We start from the raw sequence: 23,564 nt of genomic DNA on the forward strand, positions 1-23,564 counted from the left end.
CCTTTCGCCGGCTCAGGCGGCTGATTTCGTATTGAGGTCGTAGGAGTCGAGCATCGACTGGACGATGCCGCCGGCCTTGCCCCAGTCGTAGGTGCGGAAGGAGTGGCCCTTCGTCACGAAGGTCGCCCCGGCGTAGAACATCTCGTATTGGTGATGGCGCGAACCGAACTCGGAGCCGACGGCGTCCCAGGCGAGCTTGTAGAACTTGACCCGGTCATGCGAGTTCGCGGCCGGCGACTGCTGGGTTTTCTCGATCATCGCCGCGATCTCGGGATTGGCGAAGTCGGCGATCGAGGAGGGCAGCATGATCATGCCGCCGCCGGCGAGCTCGCGCAGCGAGTTCAGGATCTTCGGATACATCTGCTGGGTCAGCACCTGCGCCGAATAGAGCATGTGCCGGTCGGGCACGAAGTAGGGGCCGGCCTGCGTGCCCTTGGCTTCCATGGCGTTGACGAAGGCGTCGACCATCGCCGCTTCCGCCGCGAGCTGGCCGAGGGTCTCGCGCACCTGCGGGAACTGGGTGATGCCGTTGGTCTGGGTGGTGCGATGGGCGATGCCCATCAGGAACTGCAGCTTCACCTTGAGGCGGATCATCGCCTGGTAGTTCTGGTAGACGTGCGCCGGCGTCGCGTGGAACTGCTTCTGGCACATCTCGACGCTGCCATCGATGAAGACGCGGTCCCACGGAACCTTGACGTCGTCGAAGAACAGCACCGCGTCGTTCTCGTCGTAGCGGCTGGCCAGCGGGTTGTCGAAGATCGAGCCCGCCTGCGCCTCGTAGGATTTGCGCGAGAGCATCTTCAGGCCCTTGGCGTTCATCGGGATGGCGAAGGAGACGGCATAGCGCTCCTCGCCCGGCTGCATCGGCTGGATCGTGGTGACGAAGACTTCGTTTGCGACGACGCCGCCGGTCGCCAGCATCTTGGCGCCGCGGATGGTGATGCCCTGCGCATCGCGATCGACCACGCCGGCGGTCAGGAACGGGTCGGCCTGCTCGGCCGCGTTCTTGGAGCGGTCGGCCTGCGGGTTGATGATGACGTAGGTGAGGTAGAGGTCGTTGTCGCGGGCGTAGCGATAATAGGCTTCGAGCGCCGCGGCGCGGGCGGGATCGTAGCCTTCGAACACCGGCAGACCCATGCGCATGCCGGAGATGCAGGAGGCGACATGGTCGGGGGCACGGCCGAGGAAGCCGCCATGGATCGCGGTCCAGGCTTCCAGCGCCCGGCGACGCTCGACCAGGTCGGCATAGGAGGTCGGCAATTGCCAGATCCGGTTGGCGCGGCCGCCGGTCTCGGTCTCGAAGGTCATGAGATCGCGGCGCGAGGCATCGCCGGCGAAGTCGAACAGGCCGGCGACCGACTGCGCCACGTTGCGGAAGGCGCGGTGGCTGGTGACGTCCTCGACTTTGGCACCGTCGATATAGATCGAGCGGTCGTCGCGCAGGCTGGCCAGATGCTGCTGTCCGGTCTTGGTCATGGGTCTGTCCTCGCTGTTTCGGCTGTCAGTAGTGGATGGGCAGCGGCCAGGACGGCTCGCGCTGGGTCTCGTCGACGAGGTCGCGATAGCGGCCGCGGAAGAAGATCAGGGGCGCCGGAGTGCCGGGGCGCACGGTGTGGCGCAGCACCCGCACCAGGAAGATGACGTGGTCGCCGCCGTCGTGATTGGCGTAGGGCTCGCATTCGAAATGGGCGAGCGATCCGGTGATCAGCGGCGCCTGGGCATGGCCGACGCTGCGCCTGGTCTCCGACCATTTATCGCCAAGCGCGCGGGCGAAACGGTTGGATATGTGCTCCTGTTCGCGCGCCAGCACGTTGACCGCGAAGCCCTTGGCCTCAAGCATGGCCGGCAGGCTGTTCGCCCGCCTGTCGACGCTGAACAGGACGAGCGGCGGATCGATCGAAACGGAGTTGAACGAACTCATGGTCATGCCGATGAGCTCCTCGCCGCTGCCCTGCGCGGTGATCACCGCGACGCCGGTGGCGAACTCGCCCAGGGATTGCCTGAAGGCCTTGGCGTCCATCGCCGCCTCCTCTCCGGTTGCTCTTGCGATGTCTCTTTGCTAGATAGCTTTGTAACAAAGCTATCTAAATCAGTCAACGGCCCTTGAGGACGAGCAAACCATGTCGAGCGAGAACCGGCGCATGACCGTGGCAAAGCCGGATTTGCTGGATGACGGCAGCGATACGCGCTTCCGCGACCTGCTCTACGATTTCTTCGCCTTCGGCGGCCGGCTGGAGGAGGCGAGGGCGCGCTTCGCCGCCTATATCGGGCTGACCCCGCCGCAATACCTGATCATGATCGCGATCAGCCGCGCCGCGGCAGCCGGCGAGGTCGGGGTGGCGCAGGTCGCCGAGCGGCTGCATCTCAGCGGCGCCTTCGTCACCATCGAGGTGAACAAGCTGGTGAAGAGTGGGCTCGTCGCCAAGCAGCCGCATGCCAGCGACAAGCGCCGGGTCAATCTCTCGGTAACGCCGCTCGGTTCAACGATGCTGGAGCGTCTGGCGGCGCTGCAGCGGCCGGTGAACGACGCGCTGTTCGCCTCGCTCGATCGCGCGGATTTCGAGATGCTGAGCGGCATCATGCGGCGGCTCGCCCGCGGGGCGAAGCAAGCCCTCCATCTCGCCGATCACATCGTCGCCGACGAGAAGGCGCAGGCGCGCGACTGAGATCGCGCCCGTCGGCACGCTATCGAGACCGCGAAAGCCGCGCCGGGCGAGCTCAGCCTGATCGCGATCGGCCGGCCGAGCAGCTTGTGGCGCTCCATCTCGGCTGGGGCCATGACGGCGCCGCCCGGTTTGGTCATGCAATGTAGGCGCGAGCCGTACTTAAATCAGCGCGCAATCCGTGCAGTCCGGTCGGGCGCCAGCGCAAAAAGCAGGCAGGGTGCTGAATCTTTTGTGACGCCGGCTGCTGACATCCGCCGCGCTCTGGGTATTCTGACACGACTTTCAACCCTGCCCACCGGCCGCGGGCTGGGCGTTCACGCCCGGCACGCAGCCCAATCAGATCGCTAAGAAGGACCAGGCATGACCTCTCCGATCCTCTCGGTCTCGAATCTGACGACCTCGTTCCGGGTCGAAGGACTCTGGAAGCCGGTCGTGCGCAACATCTCCTTCGACATCAAGCCGCAGGAAACGCTGGCGGTCGTCGGCGAATCCGGCTCGGGCAAGAGCGTCACGGCGCTCTCGATCATGCGGCTGACGCCGCCGAGCTCCAGCAAGATCGAGGGCTCGATCAAGCTCAACGGCAAGGAGCTGCTGACCCTGCCGGATGCGCAGATGCGTCAGATCCGCGGCAACGAGATCGCGATGATCTTCCAGGAGCCGATGACGTCGCTGAACCCGGTGCTGACCATCGGCTTCCAGATCGCCGAGGCGCTGATCCTGCATCGCAACATGTCGCGCTCCGAGGCCGAGGCCGAGACCATCCGCCTCTTGGAGAAGGTGAAGATCCCCTCGGCGAAGTCGCGCTTCCACGAATATCCGCACCGCTTCTCCGGCGGCATGCGCCAGCGCGTGATGATCGCGATGGCGCTGGCCTGCAAGCCCAAGCTCCTGATCGCCGACGAGCCGACCACGGCGCTCGACGTGACCATCCAGGCGCAGATCCTCGAGCTGATCAAGACGCTGCAGGAGGAGGAGGGCATGTCGGTCCTCTTCATTACGCACGACATGGGCGTCGTCGCCGAGATCGCCGACCGCACCGTCGTCATGTACAATGGCGACGAGATCGAGACCGGCGCGACCGAGGACATCTTCGCCAATCCGCAGAAGCCCTACACCAAGTCGCTGCTCTCGGCCGTGCCGCGGCTGGGCTCGATGATCGGCCGCGGGCGTCCGATGCGCTTCCCGGTCGTCGACCGCGCGACCGGCGAATCCGATGTCCCGACCGAAACTCCCGATACGGTCCAGGCAGCCGAGCGCCCGGTGCTGGAAGTCTCGGGGCTGACGACACGCTTCGAGATCCGCTCGGGCCTGCTCTCCTCGGTCAAGGGCCGGGTGCATGCGGTCGAGAACGTCTCCTTCAGCCTGAAGGCCGGCGAAACGCTGGCGCTCGTCGGCGAATCCGGCTGCGGCAAGTCGACGACGGGCCGCTCGGTGCTGCGTCTGGTCGAGCCGCTCTCGGGCTCGGTGCTGCTCGATGGCGTCGACGTGCTCAAGCTCGGCCAGACCGAGCTGCGCGAGCAGCGCAAGCGCATGCAGATGATCTTCCAGGATCCGTTCGCTTCGCTCAACCCGCGCATGAATGTCGGCGCCGCGATCGCCGAGCCGCTGCTGATCAACAACCTCGCCAGCCGCTCGGAGGCACGCGACAAGGTCGCCGACCTGCTGAAGCGGGTCGGCCTGCTGCCCGACATGGCAAGCCGCTTCCCGCACGAATTCTCGGGCGGCCAGCGCCAGCGCATCTGCATCGCCCGCGCGCTGGCGGTCGAGCCGCGCCTGATCGTGGCGGACGAGGCCGTTTCGGCGCTCGACGTCTCGGTGAAGGCGCAGGTGGTCAACCTGATGCTCGACTTGCAGGCGCGGATGGGGCTGGGCTATCTCTTCATCTCGCACGACATGGCGGTGGTCGAGCGCGTCAGCCATCGCGTCGCAGTGATGTATCTCGGCGAGATCGTCGAGATCGGCCCGCGCGAGGCGATCTTCGGCAATCCGCAGCATCCCTACACGAAGCGCCTGCTGGCGGCGGTGCCGATCGCCGATCCGGCCCGGCGCCTGCAGAAGCGCCCGGTCTCGAACGACGAGATCAAGAGCCCGATTCGCCCGGCCGACTACGTTCCGCCGGTGCGCCAGTTCCGCGAGGTCTCGCCCGGCCACGCCGTGATGATCTGGGGCGAGGAATGGGAAAAGAAGGAGCCCGCAGCCGTCGCGGCGTGAGCGGGATTTCCGCGCGATTCGGCTGAGCCGCACGGTCTTTCCGGGGCGGGCTGAAAGCCTGAGCCCGGAACCCGTGTACACGACAGGACGCGATGCAGCGCCAAAGGGTTGGGCACTACCTGCTGAGAAAAGCGCGAGTCGTCCCGGGCGAAGACCCGGGACCCATTCCGGAACCTCTTTCGGATAGGCTCAGGCATGGATCCCGGATCGGCGCCGCTGACACGGCTTGTCCGGGATGACGGCGTGATGGCTGGTGTCGAAGCCTGAGCTTGGTCCGACCCTCAAGCCGCCGCCTTGGCCAAGAACGTCTCGGCGTAGTGGCAGGCGACCTGCCGTCCGTCGATCTCGCGCTTCTGCGGGCGCTCGGTCCGGCAGCGATCGGCGACGAAGGGGCAGCGGGTCGAGAAGACGCAGCCCGTTGGCGGGTTGAGCGGCGAGGGCAGTTCGCCGCGCAGCACGATCTTCTCGCGCTTGTCGCCGCCGACGCGCGGGGTCGAAGCGAGCAGCGCCTGGGTATAGGGGTGCAAGGGGCGGGCGTAGATGCGCTCCTTCGGCCCGTGCTCGATGGCATTGCCGAGATACATCACCATCACGTCGTGGGCGATGTGGCGGACCACGCTGAGATCATGCGAGATGAAGAGATAGGCGAGCTTGAGCTCGTCCTGCAGGTCGGCCAGCAGGTTGAGGACCTGCGCCTGGATCGAGATGTCGAGCGCCGAGACCGGCTCGTCCGCGACCACCACCTTCGGCGAGAGGATCAGCGCACGGGCGATCGCGATGCGCTGGCGCTGCCCCCCTGAGAACATGTGCGGGTAGCGGGCATAGTGCTCCGGCCGCAGACCGACCTTGGCCATCATGGCGCGGGCCTTTTCCGTGCGCTCGGCCTTGGAGAGGTCGGTGTTGATCAGCAGCGGCTCCTCCAGGATCGTGCCGATCTTCTTGCGCGGGTTGAGCGAGCCATAGGGGTTCTGGAAGACGAACTGGACGGTGCGGCGCAGACGGCGCTGCTCGCTCGCCGGCGGCGAGACGGCGTCGACCCCGTCGAGCGTCAGCGACCCGGAGGTCGGCTTCTCGATCAGGGTCGCCATGCGCGCCAGCGTCGACTTTCCGCAGCCGGATTCGCCGACCACGGCCAGAGTGCGCCCGGCCTCGACCGCGAAGGAGACCTTGTTCACCGCCTGCAATTGCGCCGTCGGGCGGAACAGCCCCTGCCTGACCTGATAGGTCTGGACGAGGTCGCGGGCTTCGATGACGGGATTGCTCATCGTGCCGCCTCCGTCGTCGCGCCGGCTTCGTCGCGGGCGCGCTCCGCCTCGCGCTGGAGATCGCCGAGGGGGTAATGGCAGCGCACATGCCCGTCCTGCCAGGACCTGAGCTCGGGCTGGACCGTGCGCGAATGCTCGGTGGCATAGGCGCAGCGCGGGCTGAACAGGCAGCCCTTCGGCCGGTCGTTGAGGCCGGGCACCATGCCGGGGATGGTGGCGAGCCGGTTCGCCCCTTCGCTGCGCTCGGGCAAAGCGGCGAGCAGCGCGGCGGAATAGGGGTGCTGCGGGGCGGAGAACAGCGCATCGACCTTGCGCTCTTCCATGATCTGCCCGGCATACATCACCATGATGCGCTGCGCGGTCTCGGCGACGACGCCCATATTGTGGGTGATCAGCACCAGCGCCATGTTGCGCTCGCGCTGCAGCGTCATCAGCAGGTCGAGGATCTGCGCCTGGATGGTGACGTCGAGCGCCGTGGTCGGCTCGTCGGCGATCAGCAGTCGCGGATTGCAGGCGATCGCCATGGCGATCATCACGCGCTGGTTCATGCCGCCGGAGAGCTGATGCGGATAAGCCTTGAGGCGGCTTTCCGGGGCGGGAATGCCGACCTGCTCGAGCAATTCGATCGCCCGATGCCTGGCTGCCTTGCGGTCCATGCCCTCATGCTTGCGCAGCGTCTCGGCGAGCTGGAAGCCGATGGTGAAGCAGGGGTTCAGGCTGGTGCTCGGCTCCTGGAAGATCATCGCCACGTCCTTGCCGGTGAGCTGGCGGCGCTCGCGGGCGGACATGGTCAGGAGGTCGCGGCCGTCGAAGCGCAGCTTGTCGGCGCGGACGCGGCCGGGATAGCCGACGAGGCCCATCAGCGCGAGCATGGTGACCGACTTGCCGGAGCCGGATTCGCCGACGACGCCGAGCACCTCGCCCTCGTCGAGGGTCAAGTCGATGCGGTCGACCGCGCGCAGGGTTCCCTGGGAGGTCGGGAACTCGACGCTGAGGTTTTCGATCTCGAGCAGGGGCATGGGATCAGCGCTTCAATTTGGGATCGAGGGCGTCGCGCAGCCCGTCGCCGAGCAGGTTGAAGGCGAGCACGGTGATCAGGATGGCAAGGCCCGGGAAGGTGACGACCCACCAGGCACGCAGCACGAACTCGCGGGCATCGGCGAGCATGGTGCCCCATTCCGGTGTCGGCGGCTGGGCGCCCAACCCGAGGAAGCCGAGTGCGGCGGCGTCGAGGATCGCGGTGGAGACGCCGAGCGTCGCCTGCACGATCAGCGGCGCGGCGCAGTTCGGCAAGATCTCCGAGAACATCAGCCTTGCCGTCCGCGCGCCGCTGACCTGGGCGGCGACGACATAGTCCTTCGAGGACTCGGCGATGACGGCGGCGCGGGTGATGCGGACATAGTGCGGCAGCACGACGATGGCGACGGCGAGCATCGCGTTCATCAGGCCGGGGCCGAGGATGGCGACGATGACGATGGCGAGCAGCAGGCTCGGCATCGTCATCAGGATGTCCATCAGCCGCATGATCGCGATGTCGGCGATGCCCTTGAAGAAGCCGGCGACCAGGCCGAGCACGATGCCGACGACGATGGCCAGCGCAACGACGGCGATGCCGATCACCAGCGAGAGCCGCGCGCCATAGAGCAGCCGCGAAAGGATGTCGCGGCCGATCGCGTCGGTGCCGAGCGGATAGGAGAGCGAGCCGCCCTCCTGCCAGAATGGCGGCTTCAGGAAGACCGTGTTGTTGGTCAGGTTCGGATCGTGCGGGGCGATCAGCGGTGCGAACAGCGCGCAGAACAGCACGAGGGCAATGACGACGAGCCCGGCGACGGCGCCGCGATTGGCGCTGAAATAGCTCCAGAACTCGCGGGTAGGATGCGGCGGCGCACCGGCGGGTGCGGCGGTAGCTTGCAAGGTCTCGGTGCTCATGGGCGAAGGCTCCGATGGGAGCTGAGGGACTGGAGCCACATCATCGTGCGTGCCTGATGCGCGGGTTGATCACGCCGTAGAGCAGGTCGACCAGGAGGTTGACGCTCATCACCACCATGCCGAGGAGCAGGGTTCCGCCTTGCAGGACCGGGTAGTCGCGCCGGCTGATCGCCTCGATCAGCCATTTGCCGACGCCCGGCCAGGAGAAGATCGTCTCGGTCAGGATCGCGCCGGTGAAGAGCGTGCCGACCTGCAGGCCGATCACCGTGACGACCGGAATCAGCGCATTGCGCAGCGCATGCAGGGCGACGACCCGAAGGGGGGCCATGCCCTTGGCCCGGGCGGTGCGGATATAATCCTCGCCGAGCACCTCCAGCATGGCCGAGCGGGTCATGCGGGCGATGACCGCGAGCGGTACGGTGCCGAGCACGATCGCGGGCAGCACCAGATGCGACAGCGCCGACCAGAAGGCATCGGTGTCGCTGGCGAGGAGGCTGTCGATGGTGAGGAAGCCGGTGACCGGCTCGATGAAGTATTGCACCGCGATGCGGCCGGAGACCGGGGTGATGCCGAGCTGGACCGAGAACAGCAGGATCAGCAGCAGGCCCCACCAGAAGATCGGCATCGAATAGCCGGTGAGCGAGATGCCCATCACGCCATGGTCGAAGATCGAATTGCGTTTCACCGCGGCGATGATGCCGGCCGGCAAGCCGATGAGCAGCGCGAGCAGGATGGCGCAGAGCGCAAGCTCGATGGTGGCAGGGAAAAGCTGGCCGAACTCGGAGAGGACGCTGTCGCGCGTCACGATCGACTTGCCGAGATCGCCCTGCACGACACGCTCGATATAGCGGCCGTACTGGACGAAGAGCGGCTGGTCGAGCCCGTATTCCTTCAGCAATTGCGCATGACGGGCGGGATCGATGCCGCGCTCGCCGGCCATGGTCTCGATCGGATCGCCCGGCACGAGTCGGACCAGGAAGAAGGCCAGCAGCGTGATGCCGATGAAGGTCGGGATGACGAGGCTGACCCTGGTCAGGATGAAGCGAAGCATGGTTGCGCCAGTCTTATTGGCCGGGCGTCTCGTCGCGCGGCGGCCTGTCTTGTGATCTTATTCAAGTTCGAATTCCGGCGCAGCGCAAACACCAGAACGCTGCAAAGATCAAGAACGCGGCCACAAAATCGGTGGATCAACATGATCACGCGTAGCGCGGGAACTGTCTCGTGCGAAACACTCGACAAAATTCAGCGATCGAAATCGCAACAATAGAAACGATGAACGCACCGGCGAAGCAATGAATGCTCCGCCGGCGCCGGGGTTATCTGACGCAGACCGTCACTTGCCGATGTCGACGCCGTAGAAGACGTGGCGGCTGAACGGCGAGAGCTTGAAGTCGATCACTTCCTTGCGGACCGGCTTGAGCTGCACCGCATGGGCGATGGTGAACCAGGGCGCCTGCTCCTTGAAGATCACCTGCGCCTGCCGGTAGAGCTTTTCGCGCTCGGCCTGGTCGGTGATCGTCTTGGCCTTCGTCACCAGCTCGTCGAAGGGCTGGTAGCAGAACTTGGCGACGTTGCCGCCATTGTTCTTGGAGGCGTCGCAGCCGAGCAGGGTGTGCAGGAAGTTGTCCGGATCGCCATTGTCGCCGGTCCAGCCGAACATGCCGGTCTGGTGCTCGCCCGCCTGCAGGCGCTTGCGGTACTCGCCCCATTCGAAGGTCTTGATCTCGGCCTTGATGCCGACCTTGGCGAGGTCGGCCTGCATCAGCTCGGCGATGCGCTTGGCGTTGGGGTTGTAGGGACGCTGCACCGGCATAGCCCAGAGGTCGATCTCCAGGCCGTTTGGATAGCCGGCATCGGCCAGCTCCTTCTTGGCGGCTTCCGGATCGAAGGGATCGTCCTTGATCGTCTCGTTATAGGACCACATGGTCGGCGGGATCGGGTTGGTCGCCGCGACGCCGCTGGTGAGATAGACCGCGTCGATGATCGCCTTCTTGTTGATCGCCTTGTTGACGGCGCGGCGGACCTTGACGTCGTCGAAGGGCTTCTTGGTGGTGTTGTAGGCGAGATAGCCGATGTTCAGGCCCGGCTGCTCAAGGATCCGGACGTTGGCGTCCTTCTTGATGGCGTCGAGATCGGCCGGGTTCGGATAGGGCATGACATGGCATTCGCCCTTCTGCAGCTTGGCCCAGCGCACCGAGGCGTCAGGCGTGATCGCGAAGATCAGGTCGTCGATCTTGGCCTTGCCGGCCCAGTACTCGGGGAAGGCCTTGTAGCGGATGATCGCGTCCTTCTGGTACTGCACCAGATAGAACGCGCCGGTGCCGACCGGCTCCTGGTCGAGCTTCTCGGGCGTGCCGGCCTTGAGCATGGCGTCGGCGTATTCCTTCGACTGCACGCCGGCATATTGCATGGCGAGGTCGGCGAGGAACGGCGCCTCAGGCTGATTCAGCGTGATCTTGACGGTGTAGTCATCGACCTTCTCGACCGACTTCAGGAGCTTGGGCATGCCCATGTCGTTGAAGTAGGAGTGGTTCGAGCTGGTCACCTTGTAATAGGGGTGCGCCTCCTTCCACTGCCGCTCGAACATGAACATGATGTCGTCGGCGTTGAAGTCGCGCGTCGGCTTGAAGTTCTTGTTCGAATGCCACTTCACGTTCTTGCGCAGGTGGAGGGTGTAGGTCAGGCCATCCGGCGAGACGTCCCACTTCTCCGCCAGGGCCGGCTGGACCTTGACCCCGCCGCGCTCGAACTGGACGATGGTGTCGTAGATCTGGGTGTTGGCGTCGAACGAGGTGCCGGTGGTGTTGACGCTCGGCGCGAAATTCTCCGGGCTGCCTTCCGAGCAATAGACGAGCGTCTTGGCGGCCAGCGGCTGCGCCGCCATCAGCGCCGAGGCCGACAGCGTCGCCAGCAACAATTTCTTCATGGGATCTCTCCTTGAGCCACGCTTCGCCTCGCGAGGCGAACGTTTTCCCCTGTTGGACCGGAAGCCTCGCGGTGAAAATTCCGCCGGCCGCCTTGCCAACAGCTTATTGAAAGATGGCGGGCGCGAACAGCCGTCCGGGTTCACCCTGGGCGTGTGTTTTTGCGCCGGAGCAGGCCAACCTCATCCGGAAAACCCAGTACCGGGGGCTGGCCTTCATGACTGTCCAAGCCTATGCCATTGCTGGAGAATCACCGAGCGCCGGACCCGTCATGCGCACCTGGATCAGGAACCCGCTCGCCATCCTCGCCGAGAATGCGGGAGGCGGGATCGTGGTGGAGGACGGGGTGATCGTCGAGCTCGTCGCGAGTGGGGGCTATCCGGCGCTGCCGGTGACCGAGACCTTCGATGCCTCCGGCCATGTCGTGCTGCCGGGGCTGATCAACACCCACCACCATTTCTACCAGACGCTGACCCGCGCCCATCCCGCTGCGATCGACCGCGAGCTCTTCCCCTGGCTGAAGGCGCTCTATCCGCTCTGGGCGCGCCTGCGGCCGGAGGATCTGCGGCTGGCGGTGCGCGCCGCGCTGGTCGAGCTCACGCTGTCGGGCTGCACCACTGTCGCCGACCACCATTATCTCTATCCGGCCGGGCTGGAGAACGCGGTCGACATCGCCGTCGAGGAGGCGCGGGCTCTCGGCATCCGCGTCACCATCTCGCGCGGCTCGATGAACCTGTCGCAGAAGGATGGCGGCCTGCCGCCGGACGAGGTCGTGCAGGACGAGGACACCATTCTCGCCGATTGCGAGCGGGTGCTCGGCCTGTTCCATGACCCCAAGCCCGGCAGCATGGTGCAGATCGCGCTCGCGCCCTGCTCGCCCTTCTCGGTGACGACCTCGCTGATGGCGGCCTCGGCGGAACTCGCAACGCGCTTCGATGCGCCGCTGCATACCCATCTGGCCGAAACAGAGGACGAGGACGCCTACTGCCGGGAAGTCTACGGCAAGCGCCCGCTCGACCTGCTGGATGAGGCCGGCTGGCTGCGGCCGAAGACCTGGCTGGCGCATGGCATCCATTTCTCCTGCGAGGAATGCGAGCGGCTCGGCAAGGCCGGTGTCGGCGTCTGCCATTGCCCGACCTCGAACGGCGTTCTCGCCTCGGGCTTCTGCAAGACGCGCGAGCTGGAGGCGGCCGGTGCGCCGCTCGGCCTCGGCGTCGACGGCTCGGCCAGCAATGACGGCTCGAACCTGATGGAGGAGTTGCGCCACGCCCTGCTGGTCAATCGCCTGCACTACAAGAGTGCCAGCGCGGTGACGGCGCGCGACACGATCCGCTGGGCGACGGAGGGCTCGGCGCGATGCCTGGGGCGTTCCGATATCGGCCGGATCGCCGTCGGCCTGCAGGCCGATCTTGCCTTCTATCGCCTCGACGAACTGCGCTTCTCGGGCGCGCATGACCCGATCGCAGCGCTGGTGCTTTGCGGGGCGAACCGGGCGGACCGCGTCATGATCGGTGGGCGCTGGCGGGTGATCGACGGCGCGATCCCGGGGCTCGATCTCACGAGTCTGCGCCGGGCGCATGGGCTCGCGGCGGAGCGTTACGCCTGAGGCGTTGCGAGCGGGATGGTCTCGCTCGCCCGCATCAGCGGCTTCAGGAAGCCGGTCAGGTCATTCGTGACGAAATGGACGTGGGCGGCCTCGACCACCGCCTGCTCCGCGGCATCGCGGAAGGGATCGGGCGTGCGCGGTACGATCAGGACCGTCTTCATGCCGAGATCGTTCGGCACGATCAGGTTCTTGTCGATGTCCTCGAACATTGCCGCGCGCGCCGGATCGATCGCATGCTTGGCAAGGAAATTCTCGTAGGTCGCGCGCTCGGGCTTGGGCAGGAAGCCGGCCTCGACGATGTCGAAGATGTCCTCGAAGTGATGGAGGATCCCAAGCTTGCCGGCGACGTTCTCAGCATGGCCACGCGAGCCATTGGTCAGGATCAGCTTGCGGCCGGGCAGGGCGGCGATCGCCGCGCCGAGATCAGGATTGGGATCGAGCATCGTCAGGTCGATGTCGTGGGCGAAGGCGAGGAAGTCGTCGGGGTCGACACCATGCTCCGACATCAGCCCGTTCAGGGTCGTGCCGTAGCGCTCGTAGTAATAGCGGCGCAGCTCGTACGAGGAGAGGCCGTCGAGACCGAAGAGCTGGAGCAGATACAGGCTGATCCGCTCATTGACCTGCGGCCAGACCTGCGCCTCGTGCGAATAGAGCGTGTTGTCGAGGTCGAAGATCCAGTGGTCGACATGGCCGAACGCTGCCTGCTCCGGCAGGAGCGGAACGGCGGCGGCGATTGATGCATTCTGGTTCATTGGGCCATGTCATGTGGGACGCGCCATCATGACATGCAAGATGCTTGCAAAACGGTTGCGACGATGAGGTCGTCCGCAGGAGGGAGTTGCGACGGCTTTCCAACGCTCCCGTGCTCAAGGCCGATCGCCTTGGCTCCTCCCTTCCCCCTTGTGGGGAAGGGTAGGGGGATGGGGGTGGCGCCGCTTGGTGATCGCTAGCAGGAAAGCAGGAAAGAGCGCCGGCAGCAGCGATTGCGGTCTCGCGCTCAGCCGATCATTCCAGCTTTGCGACCCCCACCCCTGCCCCTCCCCACAAGGGGGAGGGGTTCCCTGTATACCACTCGCAGACCTTCACTTCCGGATGATCGTGCCGGAACCTGTATCGGTGAAGAGCTCGATCAGCGCCGCATGCGGGACCTTGCCGTCGAGGATGACGACGGCTTCGACGCCCTTTTCCAGCGCGTAGATGCAGGTCTCGATCTTCGGGATCATGCCGCCGGAGATGGTGCCGTCGGCGATCAGGCGCCGGCACTGCTCGATGGTGAGCTCGGGGATCAGCTTCTTGTCCTTATCGAGGACGCCCGGCACATCGGTGAGCAGCAGCAGGCGCTTGGCGTTGAGGGCTCCGGCGATCGCGCCGGCGAAGGTGTCGGCGTTGACATTGTAGGTCTGGCCGTCGGCAGCGGCGCAGACCGGCGCCAGCACCGGGATCAGCTCTTCCTTGAGGATCGCCTTGAGCACGGTGGTGTCGACCGTCTCGGGCTCGCCGACGAAGCCGAGGTCGAGGACCTGCTCGATCTTGGAATCGGGATCGACGATGGTGCGCGTCGCCTTGCGGGCGGTCACCATGTTGCCGTCCTTGCCGCACAGGCCGATCGCCTTGCCGCCCTCGCGCGAGATGTAGCCGACGATCTCCTTGTTGACCGAGCCGGCCAGGACCATCTCGACCACGTCGACGGTGGCGGCGTCGGTGACGCGCAGACCCTGCTTGAACTCGGACTTGATGCCGAGCTTCTCCAGCATGCGGGCGATCTGCGGGCCGCCGCCATGACAGACCACCGGCTTCAGGCCGGATTGCTCGAGCAGCACCACATCCTCGGCGAAATCCTCGGCGGTGGCGGCGTCGCCCATGGCGTTGCCGCCATACTTGATGACGATCACCTCCTGATCGTAGCGCTGCATGTGCGGCAGCGCCTGGACGAGCAGCTCGGCGGCTTGCGAGGGCGTGAGATTGTGAGGGGCGTTCATCGGCAGGCTCCGCGAAGGCGCAGGGAGGCAGCCGCGCCGCGCCGCGTTCTAGCGGAAGACGAAAGGCTGCGAAAGCGCGGCGATGCCGGTCAGGCTCGTTTGGCGAACACCGCCGCGATGACGAGCCCGAGCCAGCCGCCGAGCATCATGAAGCCGCCGGCCGGTGCAGCGCCAAGGAAGAGCCGTTCGCCATGGAAGCCGCGCATCGCGAGGTCGGCCGAAAACAGCGCGACGCCGAGGATCAGCAGCGAGATCGCGAGCCGTGCCGGCCAATCGGCGAGCAATTCGGCGCGGCGCGCGGCGCAGGCAGCAACTACCGCGGGCGCGTGGAAGAGCAGCATCTGCCCGGCGATCTGGACGTTGTCGGACGCGCCGGAATGCGTGCCGGCGGCAAGCAGGGTCACGCCTGACAGCCCCATCAGCATGGCGATGGTAAGGTGGATGCGGGTCGCGGTGATCATGGGCCTATCCGTGCGGCTGGCCGGGCAGGGGCCCTGGCGTGCCGAGGAGGAGATGCCGCGGCCGAGGTGAAGGTCAAGCGGGTGCGGCTGTGGCATCATGCTCCAGCGGAGCTTCAGCGTCCCCCGGGCGTGCTGCGGCTGAGCGGCGTCACCGGGGCCGGGGCGGAGCCATAGCGGGCCTGGTGCTCGAGTTCGGCATTGAGCTCGGCGCCCGAGAGCACGATCGTCGCCGAGAGCCAGAGCCAGGTCATGAACACGACGATGGTAGCGAGCGAGCCATAGGTCGCGGTGTAGCGGCCGAGCGTGCTGACATAGAAGGAGAAGCCGATGGAGGTCGCGACCCAGAGCAGCGCCGCGGCGATGGCGCCGGGCAGCACCCAGGCGAAGCGCGGCGGCTTGCGGCTCGGGCCGATCCAGTAGAGGCAGCCGATCGCGGTGATGCCGACGAGGAAGAAGGCCGGCCAGCGCAGCCAGCGGATCAGCACCTCCAGCTCATGGCCGAAGGGGAAGAGCGCAGTGACCACGGGCAGGCTCGCGATCAGGGCGAGCGCCAGGATGAGCACGAAGAGGGCGCTCAGCGTCGTGCCGAGCGAGACAAGATTCAGGCGGATGAAGCCGCGGCGCTCGCGCACGCCGTAGATGATGTTGAGGGCATCGAAGATGGCCTTCATCGCGGCATTGGCGCTCCAGACAGCGACGAGGAAGCTGATCAGGAAGGTCACGGAGAGATTGGCGGTGTCCTGGCTCGAGAGCCGGATCGCCTGCTCGCGGATCAGTTCGCGCGCCGCCAGCGGGAAGACGATGGTGACGTCGTCGAGCTGGCCGACGATCGTCGCCGGGTCGGTCAGCATGCCGTAGAGCGTCACCAGCAGCGACAGCGCCGGGACCAGCGAGAGCAGGGTGAAGAAGGCGACGGCGCCGGCGAGCGAGAGCACCCGCGCCTCCTGGACGCGGGCGCCGAAGCGCAACAGCACATCCTTCCAGCCGCGCCAGGGCAGGGTGATTGGGCTCCTGGCGCCGCGCCCCTGCCTTGCCTGGCGCAAGGGTTCGCCGACCCGCCGCGAAACCAGCCCGTGGACATAACCTGCGGCCATGGCTGCGAGCCCGGCTGCGCCTGTCAGTCGCTTGAAATAGGCCATGGGCGCTCCGGTCCGAAGGCGGCCGATGTTAAACCGATCCGCCGCGCTGCCAACGCCGCGGCAACAGTTTTCGTTCCGGGCCGGCGCGGGCGAAAAGCGGCTTAGAGGTTCGTTAACCTTAACAATTTCATAATCGGGCTCCCGTTGCCACCGCGGCGCCGGCCGGGTTCTCGCTGGCCGCAGCCGTCGTTCGAGCCGAGATCTTGATGAAGACCCTGCTGAAAGTCGCCGTCGCCGCCATCGCCCTGCTGAGTGCCGGAGCCTCGCTGGCAGCCGATCTGCGCGGCAGGGGCGTCCTGCCGCCGGCGCCGGAACTGCCGACCTTCTACAACTGGAGCGGCGTCTATGTCGGCGGACAGGTCGGCTACTCCTGGGGCTCCGACCGGGCGAGCGAATTCGCGACTGCCGGCCGCGTGCCGCTCGGCCGCTCCTTCGACTACAGCCCGTCCTCATTCATCGGCGGCGCCCGTCTCGGCTTCAACTACCAGCTCGGCGCGATCGTCGTCGGTGTCGAGGGCGACATCGAGGGCATGAATGCCGCCGAAGGGAAGGGCGATCTCGGCGGCACAGTCCGGGTCCGGCAGGACTGGCAGGGCTCGGTGCGCGCCCGCCTCGGCTACAGCCTCGACCGGATCATGATCTATGCCACCGGCGGCGTCGCCTTCACCAAGCTCGAATATGCCTATGTCAGCCCGCTGGCGGGCCTGACCGAGACGATCAATTCCTCCAGGACCGGCTGGACGGTCGGCGGCGGTGTCGACTACGCCGTGACCGACAATCTCATCCTCGGCCTCGACTATCGCTACACCGACTATGGCCGCTTCGACCATGTCGGGGGGAGCGCCTATCTCGGCCGCACGGTCGAGCACGAACCGTCGGCCCATGCGGTGCGCGCCAGCCTCGCCTACAAGTTTTGAGATAGCGCGGCGTCAGCCCGCCCGGCGGAACATGCCGGGCGTGATGCCGTGCACTGCGCGGAAGCTGCGCGAGAGATGGCTCTGGTCGGAAAAGCCGGCGGCGAAGGCGGCGTCCGCCAGACTCGCGCCCTGCTGGATCATCCGGTTGGCGCGGCGCAGCCGGCGGTCGCGGATGAAGGTGGCCGGTGTCGAGCCGGTGAGCTTCTTGAAGTCGCGGATGACCTGGAAGCGGGTGACGCCGGCCGCTGCGGCGAGGGCCTGCAGGTCGAGATCCTCGGCGAGGTTGTCCTCGATCACCTCTTCATAGCGCGAGAAGCGGCGCTGCGCGCCTGAGCGATCGAGCGGCTCGGCCGGCCGGTCGGCATCGCCATGCTGCAGGATCAGGCGGCGCAGCGCGCTCAGCAGCGAGGCTTCGGCGCGGGTCGCATCCGAAGAGGTCGATTCCGCATGGGCTGCGGCGAGCAGCCGGGAGAGCTCGGGATCGTCGAGCAGGGCCCCCGGGAACAGCGGCGCCTGCGCCTGCCCGAGTTCGGTCGCAACCTCCGAAAGCAGCGAGACCGAGGGGTAGAAGGTGCGATAGGCCCAACCCTGCTCGGCGCCGGCCTCGCCATCATGCCATTCCTCGGGATTGACGACGAGCACCGAGCCGGCGGGTGCCAGAACCTCCTTCCTGCCGACGCGCACGCGCTCGCAGCCCTCGGTGATCAATGCGATGACGTAGCCGTCATGGGTGTGGCGATCATAGCGGTGCTCACGGAAACGCGCCGCGAGCAGGCCGAGCTCGCGGAAGGTGGCGTGGCGCCAGAACGCCTGACTCTCCTGCTGCGGCTCGTTCATCGGTCAATCTGGTTCAAGACGCTGCCCGGCTCGCTCTCCTAATCCTGCGCACGGACAGGAGAGAACCATGCTGCACAATGACCCGATCGCCAGGCTGACGCCAGAGGTCGTCGCCTGGCGCCATCACATCCACGCCAATCCCGAGCTCGGCTTCCAGGAAATCGAGACCGCCCGGTTCGTCGCCGACAAGCTGCGCTCCTTCGGCCTGGAGGTGCAGGAAGGCATCGGCGGCACCGGCGTCGTCGGGACTTTGCGCTCGGGCTCGGGCAAGCGCGCCATCGGCCTGCGCGCCGAGCTCGACGCGCTGCCGGTGATCGAGCGCACCGGCCTGCCCTATGCCTCGAAGACCGAGGGCGTGATGCATGCCTGCGGCCATGACGGCCACAGCGCCATGCTGCTCGGGGCGGCGAAGCTCCTCAGCGAGACCCCGGATTTCGACGGCACCGTGCATTTCATCTTCCAGCCGGCGGAGGAGAACGAGGGTGGCAGCATGAAGATGATCGAGGCCGGGCTGTTCGAGCGCTTCCCGGTCGAGGCGGTCTATGCCGTGCACAACTGGCCGGGCGTGCCCTTCGGCACGATCGCGGCCCGCGCGGGGGCGCAGATGGCTGCGGTCGACAATTTCGAATTGCGCTTCTCCGGGCTCGGCGCCCATGTCGCCATGCCGCATCTCGGCGACGACCCGATCCTCGCCGCCGGGGCCTTCATCCAGAGCGTCCAGCGCATCGTCTCGCGCGCCGTCGACCCGCAGACGCCGATCGTCGTCAGCCTGACGCAGGTTCATGGCGGCAATGTCGGCAACATCGTGCCGAAAGAGGTCTGGCTGCAGGGCACCTGCCGTTTCTTCGATCCGGCGCTGTCGGATCTGTGCGAGCGGCTCATCGGCGAGATCGCTGCTGGTGTCGCCGCCTCGCATGGCGTCACTGCGGCGCTCGACTACAAGCGCGGCTATCCGCCGGTGATCAACACTGCCGAGGCGGCGGCATTGGCTGCTCGGGCGGCGGCTGCGGCTGTCGGGCCTGACAACGTCTCGACCGAGTTCAAGCCGAGCCTGGGCTGCGAGGATTTCGCCTTCATGATCCGCGCCGCAGGCGGCTGCTATGCCTGGGTCGGCGCCGGCGAGGTCGGCCCGGGCGAGGGCCTGCACGGCGACCGCTACGTGTTCAATGATGCGATCGTTCCGCATGTCCTGCGCTACTGGCAGAACCTCGTCGCCGGCGCGCTGCCGAAGGCCGCGCCATGAACGCGCATGTCCCCACCCGCAGGGTGATAGAGCGTCGATCCGGCGGGCGCATTCTGCTCGACGGCGTCGATACGATCATGCTCGGCGCCAACGACTATCTCGGCCTCTCCACCGATGAGCGCGTGCTGGCGGCGACCAACGAGGCGCTGCGGCTCTATGGCAGCGGCACCGGGATCTACCCGGTCTTCGCGACGACGCCTTTGCACGAGGCGCTGGCGGAGAACCTTGCCTCCTATCTCGGCGTCGAGGCGGTGGCGCTGTTCTCCTCCGGCGGCAGCGCCAATGGCGGGGTGCTGACGACCCTGGTCGGCGCCGGCGACGTTATCATCTCCGACCGGCTGAACCATGCCAGCATCATCGATGGCTGCCGGCTCAGCCGGGCCGAGGTCGAGACCTATGAGAACCGCAACGTCGCCGGCCTGCGCCGGGCGCTGGAGGGAACGAGACGAGCGAAGCGTCGGCTGATCGTCACCGACGGCATCTTCAGCATGGAGGGCGGCGCGGCGCCATTGCCGGAGATCCAGGCGCTGGCGCGTGAGTTCGACGCGCTGCTGATGATCGACGAGGCGCATGCGACCGGCGTGATCGGGCCAGGAGGTACCGGCACCGCACCGCTCTGCGGGCTCGCCAATGGTGCGGCGGACATGTTGCTGACCGGTTCGCTGTCGAAGGCGCTGGGCGGCGCCAGCGGCGGCTTCGTTGCCGGGCCGCGCGCACTGATCGAGACGCTGAAGGCCAAGTCGCGCAGCTGGATCTTCACCATGGGGATGACGACGGCCAATGCCGCGACGGCGCTGACGGCGCTGAAGATCTGCCGCGACGATCCCGGTCCACGCGAGCGGCTCTGGCGCAATGTCGCGCATCTGCGCGAGGCGCTGCGCTTCTATGCGCTCGCCTGCCATGACAGCGACAGCGCCATCACGGCCGTGAAGGTCGGCGGCGAGGAGCGGGCGCGGGCGATGACAGCGCGCCTGACCCGGGCTGGAGTGTTCGCACCGGCGGTGTCCTTCCCGATCGTGGCACAGGGTGAGGCGCGGCTGCGGCTGCAGGTCAGCGCCGCGCATGAGCTGGCCGAACTCGACGAAGCCGCTGCCGCGCTGGCGACGGCCTTCGCCGAGACGGCTTGAGGTCAGCTCGCCGCGAGCCGGTAGAGATGCACCGGCTTGCGCGGGGCGCGTTTGATCACGCCCTTCGCTTCGAGGTCGAGCTGGACGGCCTTCAACCACCAGCCGGCCGTAGCGCCCTGCGGGAAAAGCTCATCCGGCAGGAGCGGCAGCAGCGCCTCCTTCGCGTCGGGGACGGTCAGCCCCGGCGCCTCGTCCGGCAATGCCGCGAGCAGCGCCTTGCGCATCGCCAGGTACTTGGCGCGGTCGACCCGCTCGGACTTGCCGGGCTTGTTGACGTTCTCGATCTCGATCTTGTCGTCAGGCATCGATCGTTCCCGCTGTCATGATCGTCGGGTTGCGGAAGCCCATGGCGACCCAGGCGCCGAGCAGCTTCAGGTAGAACGAGACCGTGTGGGTCTTCAGGTTCGGGATGTCGGCGGGCAAAGCGGAGGCGTCGGGCAGGTCGCCGGTCATGGTCCGCAATTCCGGGTTCGGCCGGGTGTCCTCCGGCCAGAGATGGAGATAGAGGCTGAGCCAGTGCGCGCCCTTCATCTCCAGGAAGACCGGCGTGTTGCAGCAGGTGGCGACGACGCGGCGCGAGCCCGCTTCGGGCGTTAATCGGAACTCGCGTAGGCTCTGCGCACCTGAGACGATCTCGACGCGGTCCTTGCGGTATTCGGCTGACGGCGTCGCGCCATAGGCGGTGAGGATGTCGCTGCCATCAGGCAGCTTGGCGAGCCGCGCCGCGGCGGCCCGGCAGCTGTCGCACAGGCATTCGGATACGAGGATCGGCGCTCCCTGGACCCGGAGCCGGGTATGGCTGCAGGCGCAGCCGATCGTCATGGATTGGCTCATGCTGCGCACTCCTCTGCGACGTGGAAGAGATGCCGGATGTAGCGACCCAGATGGTCGAGGCTTTCGCGCGCCAGATCCGGATCGTTGCCGGCCTTGGCGAGGACGAAGCCGCCCTGCAAGACAGCCTGCGTGTGCCTGGCCAAGCTCTCGGCACTCCAACTGGCCGTGGTGATGCCGTGGTCGCGGCGGGCCTGTTCGATATCAGCCTCCAGCGTCGCGGCATGGCCGAAGATGCTGCGGCCGCAGGCGTCACGGATATCGGGGGCGCTGGCATGGACCTCCTGCGCCAGCGTCCCGACCAGGCAGGTGAACTCTGCGAGGTCGCCAGCGATGATCGCCTTGCGGAAGGCGACATAGGCGAGAACGCGGTCGAGGGCGTTGGCCGGCTCGTGATAGGGGGCAGCCGCGAAAAAGGGCGTGACTTCCTGCGTCCAGAACTCGGCCGCTGCGACACCGAGCGCCTCCTTGCTCTCGAAGTGGTGGAAGAAGGCGCCCTTGGTCACATCCGCGGCGCGGCAGAGATCATCGACGCTGGTGCCGGCGAAGCCCTTGGCGCGTATGACGTCGCGCGCCGCTTCGAGCAGGCGGGTGCGGGCATTGCCGCGCTCGGGAGATTGCTTGGTGGGGCGTGCCATGGGAAATACATACCATACAGTCGGTATATTGCAAGCGTTTCCTTTAATCAGCCGCGCTGGGCAAGCAACCACGCCCTGACCAGTGCGGTCTGCTCGGCATGCCGCGGCTTGCGGGCGCTGACCACGTAGAAGTCGAGGCCGCCGCGCATGCTCGCCGTCGTCGCCAAAGCGAGGCGGCCGGCGGCGAGGTCGGGCTCGACCAGGAAGCGGCTGGCGAGTGCGACGCCCTGGCCGGCGATCGCCGCGTCGATCGCCAGCGCCGTCTGGTTGAAGCGCGTGCTGCGGATGGCCAGCGGCATGGAACGCCCGAGCGCACGCTCGAAGAATTCCGGCCAGAGATCGTGCCCGTCGCGCAGCAGCGGCAGGCGCGCCAACTCCTCTTCGTCAGGGCGCAGGGCCGGCTGGCAGATTGCGACGATGTCGTGCTCGAACAGGAGGTCCGCAGTCAGGCCGGGGCCGAAGGGCGGGCGGCCCTGGCGGATCGCGATGTCGACGCCATCGGACTGGAAGTTCGCCAGCGCGTCGCTGGCGAGGATGCTGAGTTCGAGCTGCGGATGGGCGGCGGTGAACTCGGGCAGGCGCGGCACAAGCCATTTCGCCGCGATACTCGTCGTCGCGCTGATCGTCAGTCGCAGCGGTTGAGGGCGTAGATTATCGGTCGCCTCGGCCAGCAGGGCGAAGGCGCGGGCGACATGGGTCGCATAGCTGCGCCCGGCACTGGTCAGCGCGAGCAGGCGCGGCTGGCGCTCGAACAATTTCAGCCGCAGCTCGCTTTCGAGGCCGCGGACATGCTGGGCGATGGCGCCTTGGGTGACGCCGAGCTCATCGGCGGCAGCGCGGAAATTGAGATGCCGCGCCGCCGCTTCGAAGGCGCGTAGCGCGTTGAGCGAAGGCAGGCGCTGCTGCGGTTCTGTCATGCAGTAGTTTTTCTATCGATATGACGCTGGCCAACTCGCTGGCGAGTTTATGCGGCTAATGCGAGAAAGGCGAGAATGAGCGGCGCTGTTGGCGGCGCCTCTATACCTTCGGCAGAAAAATGGAGCGTCCCATGGCAGGAGAAAAAGTCGCGGTTGTTACCGCTGGCGGCAGCGGCATGGGCGCGGCCGCGGCGAAGCGGCTGGCGCAGGACGGCTTCAAGGTCGCGATCCTGTCCTCCTCGGGCAAGGGTGAAGCCCTGGCCAAGGAGCTCGGCGGCTTCGGCGTCACCGGCTCGAACCAGTCGAACGACGACCTGAAGCGGCTGGTCGACGAAACCATGGCGCGCTTCGGCCGCATCGACGCGCTGGTCAACAGCGCCGGCCATGGCCCGCGCGCGCCGATCACCGAGATCACCGACGAGCAATGGCATACCGGCCTCGACGTCTATCTGATGAACGTGATCCGGCCGACGCGGCTGGTGGCGCCAGTGATGGCGGCGCAGAAGTCGGGCGCGATCATCAATATCTCGACCGCCTGGGCCTTCGAGCCGGCCGCCAATTTCCCGACTTCGGCGGTGTTCCGCGCCGGGCTCGCCGCCTACACCAAGCTCTTCGCCGACCAGTATGCGGCGCAGAACGTGCGCATGAACAATGCCTGCCCGGCTGGATCGACTCGCTGCCGGCCACTGAGGAGCGCCGCGCCGGAGTGCCGATGCAGCGCTACGGCACCAGCGAGGAGATCGCCGCGACGATCGCTTTCCTCGCCTCGGACGGCGCCGGCTACATCACCGGCCAGAACCTGCGCGTCGATGGCGGCTTGATGCGCTCGCTGTAGAGGCGTAGGCCGTCGCTCCGGTTGCATGGACGGAGCAGG

General features: G+C 66.8%; 22 protein-coding genes and 1 pseudogene. 7 read left to right on the forward strand and 16 right to left on the reverse strand.

The features are described 5' to 3' along the window. Positions 1–12: 12 nt before the first annotated feature. Together V7S63_RS12600 and V7S63_RS12605 are read right to left on the reverse strand one after the other, a co-directional pair. A complete protein-coding gene (locus V7S63_RS12600; protein WP_336530463.1) occupies positions 13–1,476 on the reverse strand; it encodes a 4-hydroxyphenylacetate 3-hydroxylase family protein in 1,464 nt (487 codons plus the stop codon). A gap of 25 nt (positions 1,477–1,501) precedes the next feature. Further along, positions 1,502–2,020 (reverse strand): flavin reductase family protein, encoded by a 519-nt coding sequence (locus V7S63_RS12605; protein ID WP_091837499.1) that lies wholly within the window; start codon positions 2,018–2,020, stop codon positions 1,502–1,504. A gap of 100 nt (positions 2,021–2,120) precedes the next feature. On the opposite strand from V7S63_RS12605, the gene V7S63_RS12610 reads away from it, so the two are divergent. Both V7S63_RS12610 and V7S63_RS12615 read left to right on the forward strand, forming a co-directional pair. After that, positions 2,121–2,666, forward strand: a complete 546-nt coding sequence (locus V7S63_RS12610) for a MarR family winged helix-turn-helix transcriptional regulator (protein WP_091837497.1) — start codon at positions 2,121–2,123, stop codon at positions 2,664–2,666. Positions 2,667–3,026: 360 nt separating this feature from the next. After that, entirely contained in the window at positions 3,027–4,877 is a 1,851-nt protein-coding gene (locus V7S63_RS12615; RefSeq protein WP_336530464.1) for an ABC transporter ATP-binding protein, read from the forward strand. Between the two features lie 281 nt (positions 4,878–5,158). On the opposite strand, the gene V7S63_RS12620 is transcribed toward V7S63_RS12615, so the two are convergent. The 5 genes from V7S63_RS12620 to V7S63_RS12640 all read right to left on the reverse strand — a co-directional run bounded on the left by V7S63_RS12620 (position 5,159) and on the right by V7S63_RS12640 (position 10,997). Beyond that, positions 5,159–6,142: a peptide ABC transporter ATP-binding protein gene (locus V7S63_RS12620; protein ID WP_336530465.1), complete on the reverse strand. Its 984-nt coding sequence runs from the start codon at positions 6,140–6,142 to the stop codon at positions 5,159–5,161. Further along, on the reverse strand, positions 6,139–7,161 hold the full coding sequence (locus V7S63_RS12625) for an ABC transporter ATP-binding protein (protein ID WP_091837488.1): 1,023 nt from the start codon (positions 7,159–7,161) through the stop codon (positions 6,139–6,141). The genes V7S63_RS12620 and V7S63_RS12625 overlap by 4 nt, the downstream gene beginning before the upstream one ends. Before the next feature lie 4 nt (positions 7,162–7,165). Beyond that, on the reverse strand, positions 7,166–8,071 hold the full coding sequence (locus tag V7S63_RS12630) for an ABC transporter permease subunit (protein ID WP_336530466.1): 906 nt from the start codon (positions 8,069–8,071) through the stop codon (positions 7,166–7,168). 40 nt (positions 8,072–8,111) lie between these two features. Next, on the reverse strand, positions 8,112–9,122 hold the full coding sequence (locus tag V7S63_RS12635) for an ABC transporter permease subunit (RefSeq protein ID WP_336530467.1): 1,011 nt from the start codon (positions 9,120–9,122) through the stop codon (positions 8,112–8,114). Positions 9,123–9,404: 282 nt separating this feature from the next. After that, a complete protein-coding gene (locus V7S63_RS12640) occupies positions 9,405–10,997 on the reverse strand; it encodes an ABC transporter substrate-binding protein (protein ID WP_336530468.1) in 1,593 nt (530 codons plus the stop codon). 269 nt (positions 10,998–11,266) lie between these two features. On the opposite strand from V7S63_RS12640, the gene V7S63_RS12645 reads away from it, so the two are divergent. Further along, entirely contained in the window at positions 11,267–12,601 is a 1,335-nt protein-coding gene (locus tag V7S63_RS12645; RefSeq protein WP_336530469.1) for an 8-oxoguanine deaminase, read from the forward strand. On the opposite strand, the gene V7S63_RS12650 is transcribed toward V7S63_RS12645, so the two are convergent. The 4 genes from V7S63_RS12650 to V7S63_RS12665 all read right to left on the reverse strand — a co-directional run bounded on the left by V7S63_RS12650 (position 12,592) and on the right by V7S63_RS12665 (position 16,180). Further along, positions 12,592–13,353, reverse strand: coding sequence for a pyrimidine 5'-nucleotidase (locus tag V7S63_RS12650; protein ID WP_336530470.1), 762 nt, complete (start codon positions 13,351–13,353; stop codon positions 12,592–12,594). The genes V7S63_RS12645 and V7S63_RS12650 overlap by 10 nt on opposite strands. A 330-nt stretch (positions 13,354–13,683) precedes the next feature. Continuing rightward, positions 13,684–14,580, reverse strand: a complete 897-nt coding sequence (gene argB / locus V7S63_RS12655) for an acetylglutamate kinase (protein WP_091837476.1) — start codon at positions 14,578–14,580, stop codon at positions 13,684–13,686. Positions 14,581–14,669: 89 nt separating this feature from the next. Then, on the reverse strand, positions 14,670–15,041 hold the full coding sequence (locus V7S63_RS12660; RefSeq protein ID WP_336530471.1) for a DUF423 domain-containing protein: 372 nt from the start codon (positions 15,039–15,041) through the stop codon (positions 14,670–14,672). 113 nt (positions 15,042–15,154) lie between these two features. Further along, the gene (locus V7S63_RS12665; RefSeq protein WP_100961783.1) at positions 15,155–16,180 is read right to left on the reverse strand and encodes a YihY/virulence factor BrkB family protein; all 1,026 of its coding nucleotides are present in this window, start codon (positions 16,178–16,180) and stop codon (positions 15,155–15,157) included. Between the two features lie 206 nt (positions 16,181–16,386). Between V7S63_RS12665 and V7S63_RS12670 the strand changes: the two genes are divergently transcribed. Continuing rightward, on the forward strand, positions 16,387–17,097 hold the full coding sequence (locus tag V7S63_RS12670) for an outer membrane protein (RefSeq protein WP_336530472.1): 711 nt from the start codon (positions 16,387–16,389) through the stop codon (positions 17,095–17,097). 12 nt (positions 17,098–17,109) lie between these two features. On the opposite strand, the gene V7S63_RS12675 is transcribed toward V7S63_RS12670, so the two are convergent. After that, positions 17,110–17,934 carry an AraC family transcriptional regulator gene (locus V7S63_RS12675; protein WP_336530473.1) on the reverse strand — a complete coding sequence of 275 codons (825 nt, stop codon included), beginning with the start codon at positions 17,932–17,934 and terminating at the stop codon, positions 17,110–17,112. Between the two features lie 67 nt (positions 17,935–18,001). Here V7S63_RS12675 and V7S63_RS12680 point away from each other — a divergent pair, with 67 nt between their 5' ends. Continuing rightward, on the forward strand, positions 18,002–19,177 hold the full coding sequence (locus V7S63_RS12680) for an amidohydrolase (protein WP_336530474.1): 1,176 nt from the start codon (positions 18,002–18,004) through the stop codon (positions 19,175–19,177). Further along, positions 19,174–20,304 carry an aminotransferase class I/II-fold pyridoxal phosphate-dependent enzyme gene (locus V7S63_RS12685; protein WP_336530475.1) on the forward strand — a complete coding sequence of 377 codons (1,131 nt, stop codon included), beginning with the start codon at positions 19,174–19,176 and terminating at the stop codon, positions 20,302–20,304. The genes V7S63_RS12680 and V7S63_RS12685 overlap by 4 nt, the downstream gene beginning before the upstream one ends. A gap of 2 nt (positions 20,305–20,306) precedes the next feature. Here the strand turns inward: V7S63_RS12685 and V7S63_RS12690 are convergent, their stop codons facing one another. From V7S63_RS12690 to V7S63_RS12705, 4 genes are read right to left on the reverse strand one after another with little or no spacing between them, the layout of a single operon-like run. Beyond that, positions 20,307–20,609, reverse strand: coding sequence for a DUF6958 family protein (locus V7S63_RS12690; protein WP_100961778.1), 303 nt, complete (start codon positions 20,607–20,609; stop codon positions 20,307–20,309). Continuing rightward, positions 20,602–21,138 (reverse strand): GFA family protein, encoded by a 537-nt coding sequence (locus V7S63_RS12695; RefSeq protein ID WP_336530476.1) that lies wholly within the window; start codon positions 21,136–21,138, stop codon positions 20,602–20,604. The genes V7S63_RS12690 and V7S63_RS12695 overlap by 8 nt, the downstream gene beginning before the upstream one ends. Further along, positions 21,135–21,773, reverse strand: a complete 639-nt coding sequence (locus V7S63_RS12700; protein ID WP_336530477.1) for a TetR/AcrR family transcriptional regulator — start codon at positions 21,771–21,773, stop codon at positions 21,135–21,137. Before V7S63_RS12700 ends, V7S63_RS12695 begins: the two co-directional genes overlap by 4 nt. 47 nt (positions 21,774–21,820) lie before the next feature. Beyond that, positions 21,821–22,690 carry a LysR substrate-binding domain-containing protein gene (locus V7S63_RS12705; protein ID WP_336530478.1) on the reverse strand — a complete coding sequence of 290 codons (870 nt, stop codon included), beginning with the start codon at positions 22,688–22,690 and terminating at the stop codon, positions 21,821–21,823. A gap of 131 nt (positions 22,691–22,821) precedes the next feature. Between V7S63_RS12705 and V7S63_RS12710 the strand changes: the two are divergent. Further along, positions 22,822–23,525 (forward strand): annotated as a pseudogene (locus V7S63_RS12710) (SDR family oxidoreductase). The last annotated feature ends 39 nt before the right edge of the window (positions 23,526–23,564 follow it).

Origin of the sequence: Allobosea sp. CCNWLY174, from assembly GCF_037120455.1 — a bacterium.
In the GTDB taxonomy this organism is placed as follows: Bacteria; Pseudomonadota; Alphaproteobacteria; order Rhizobiales; family Beijerinckiaceae; genus Allobosea; species Allobosea lupini.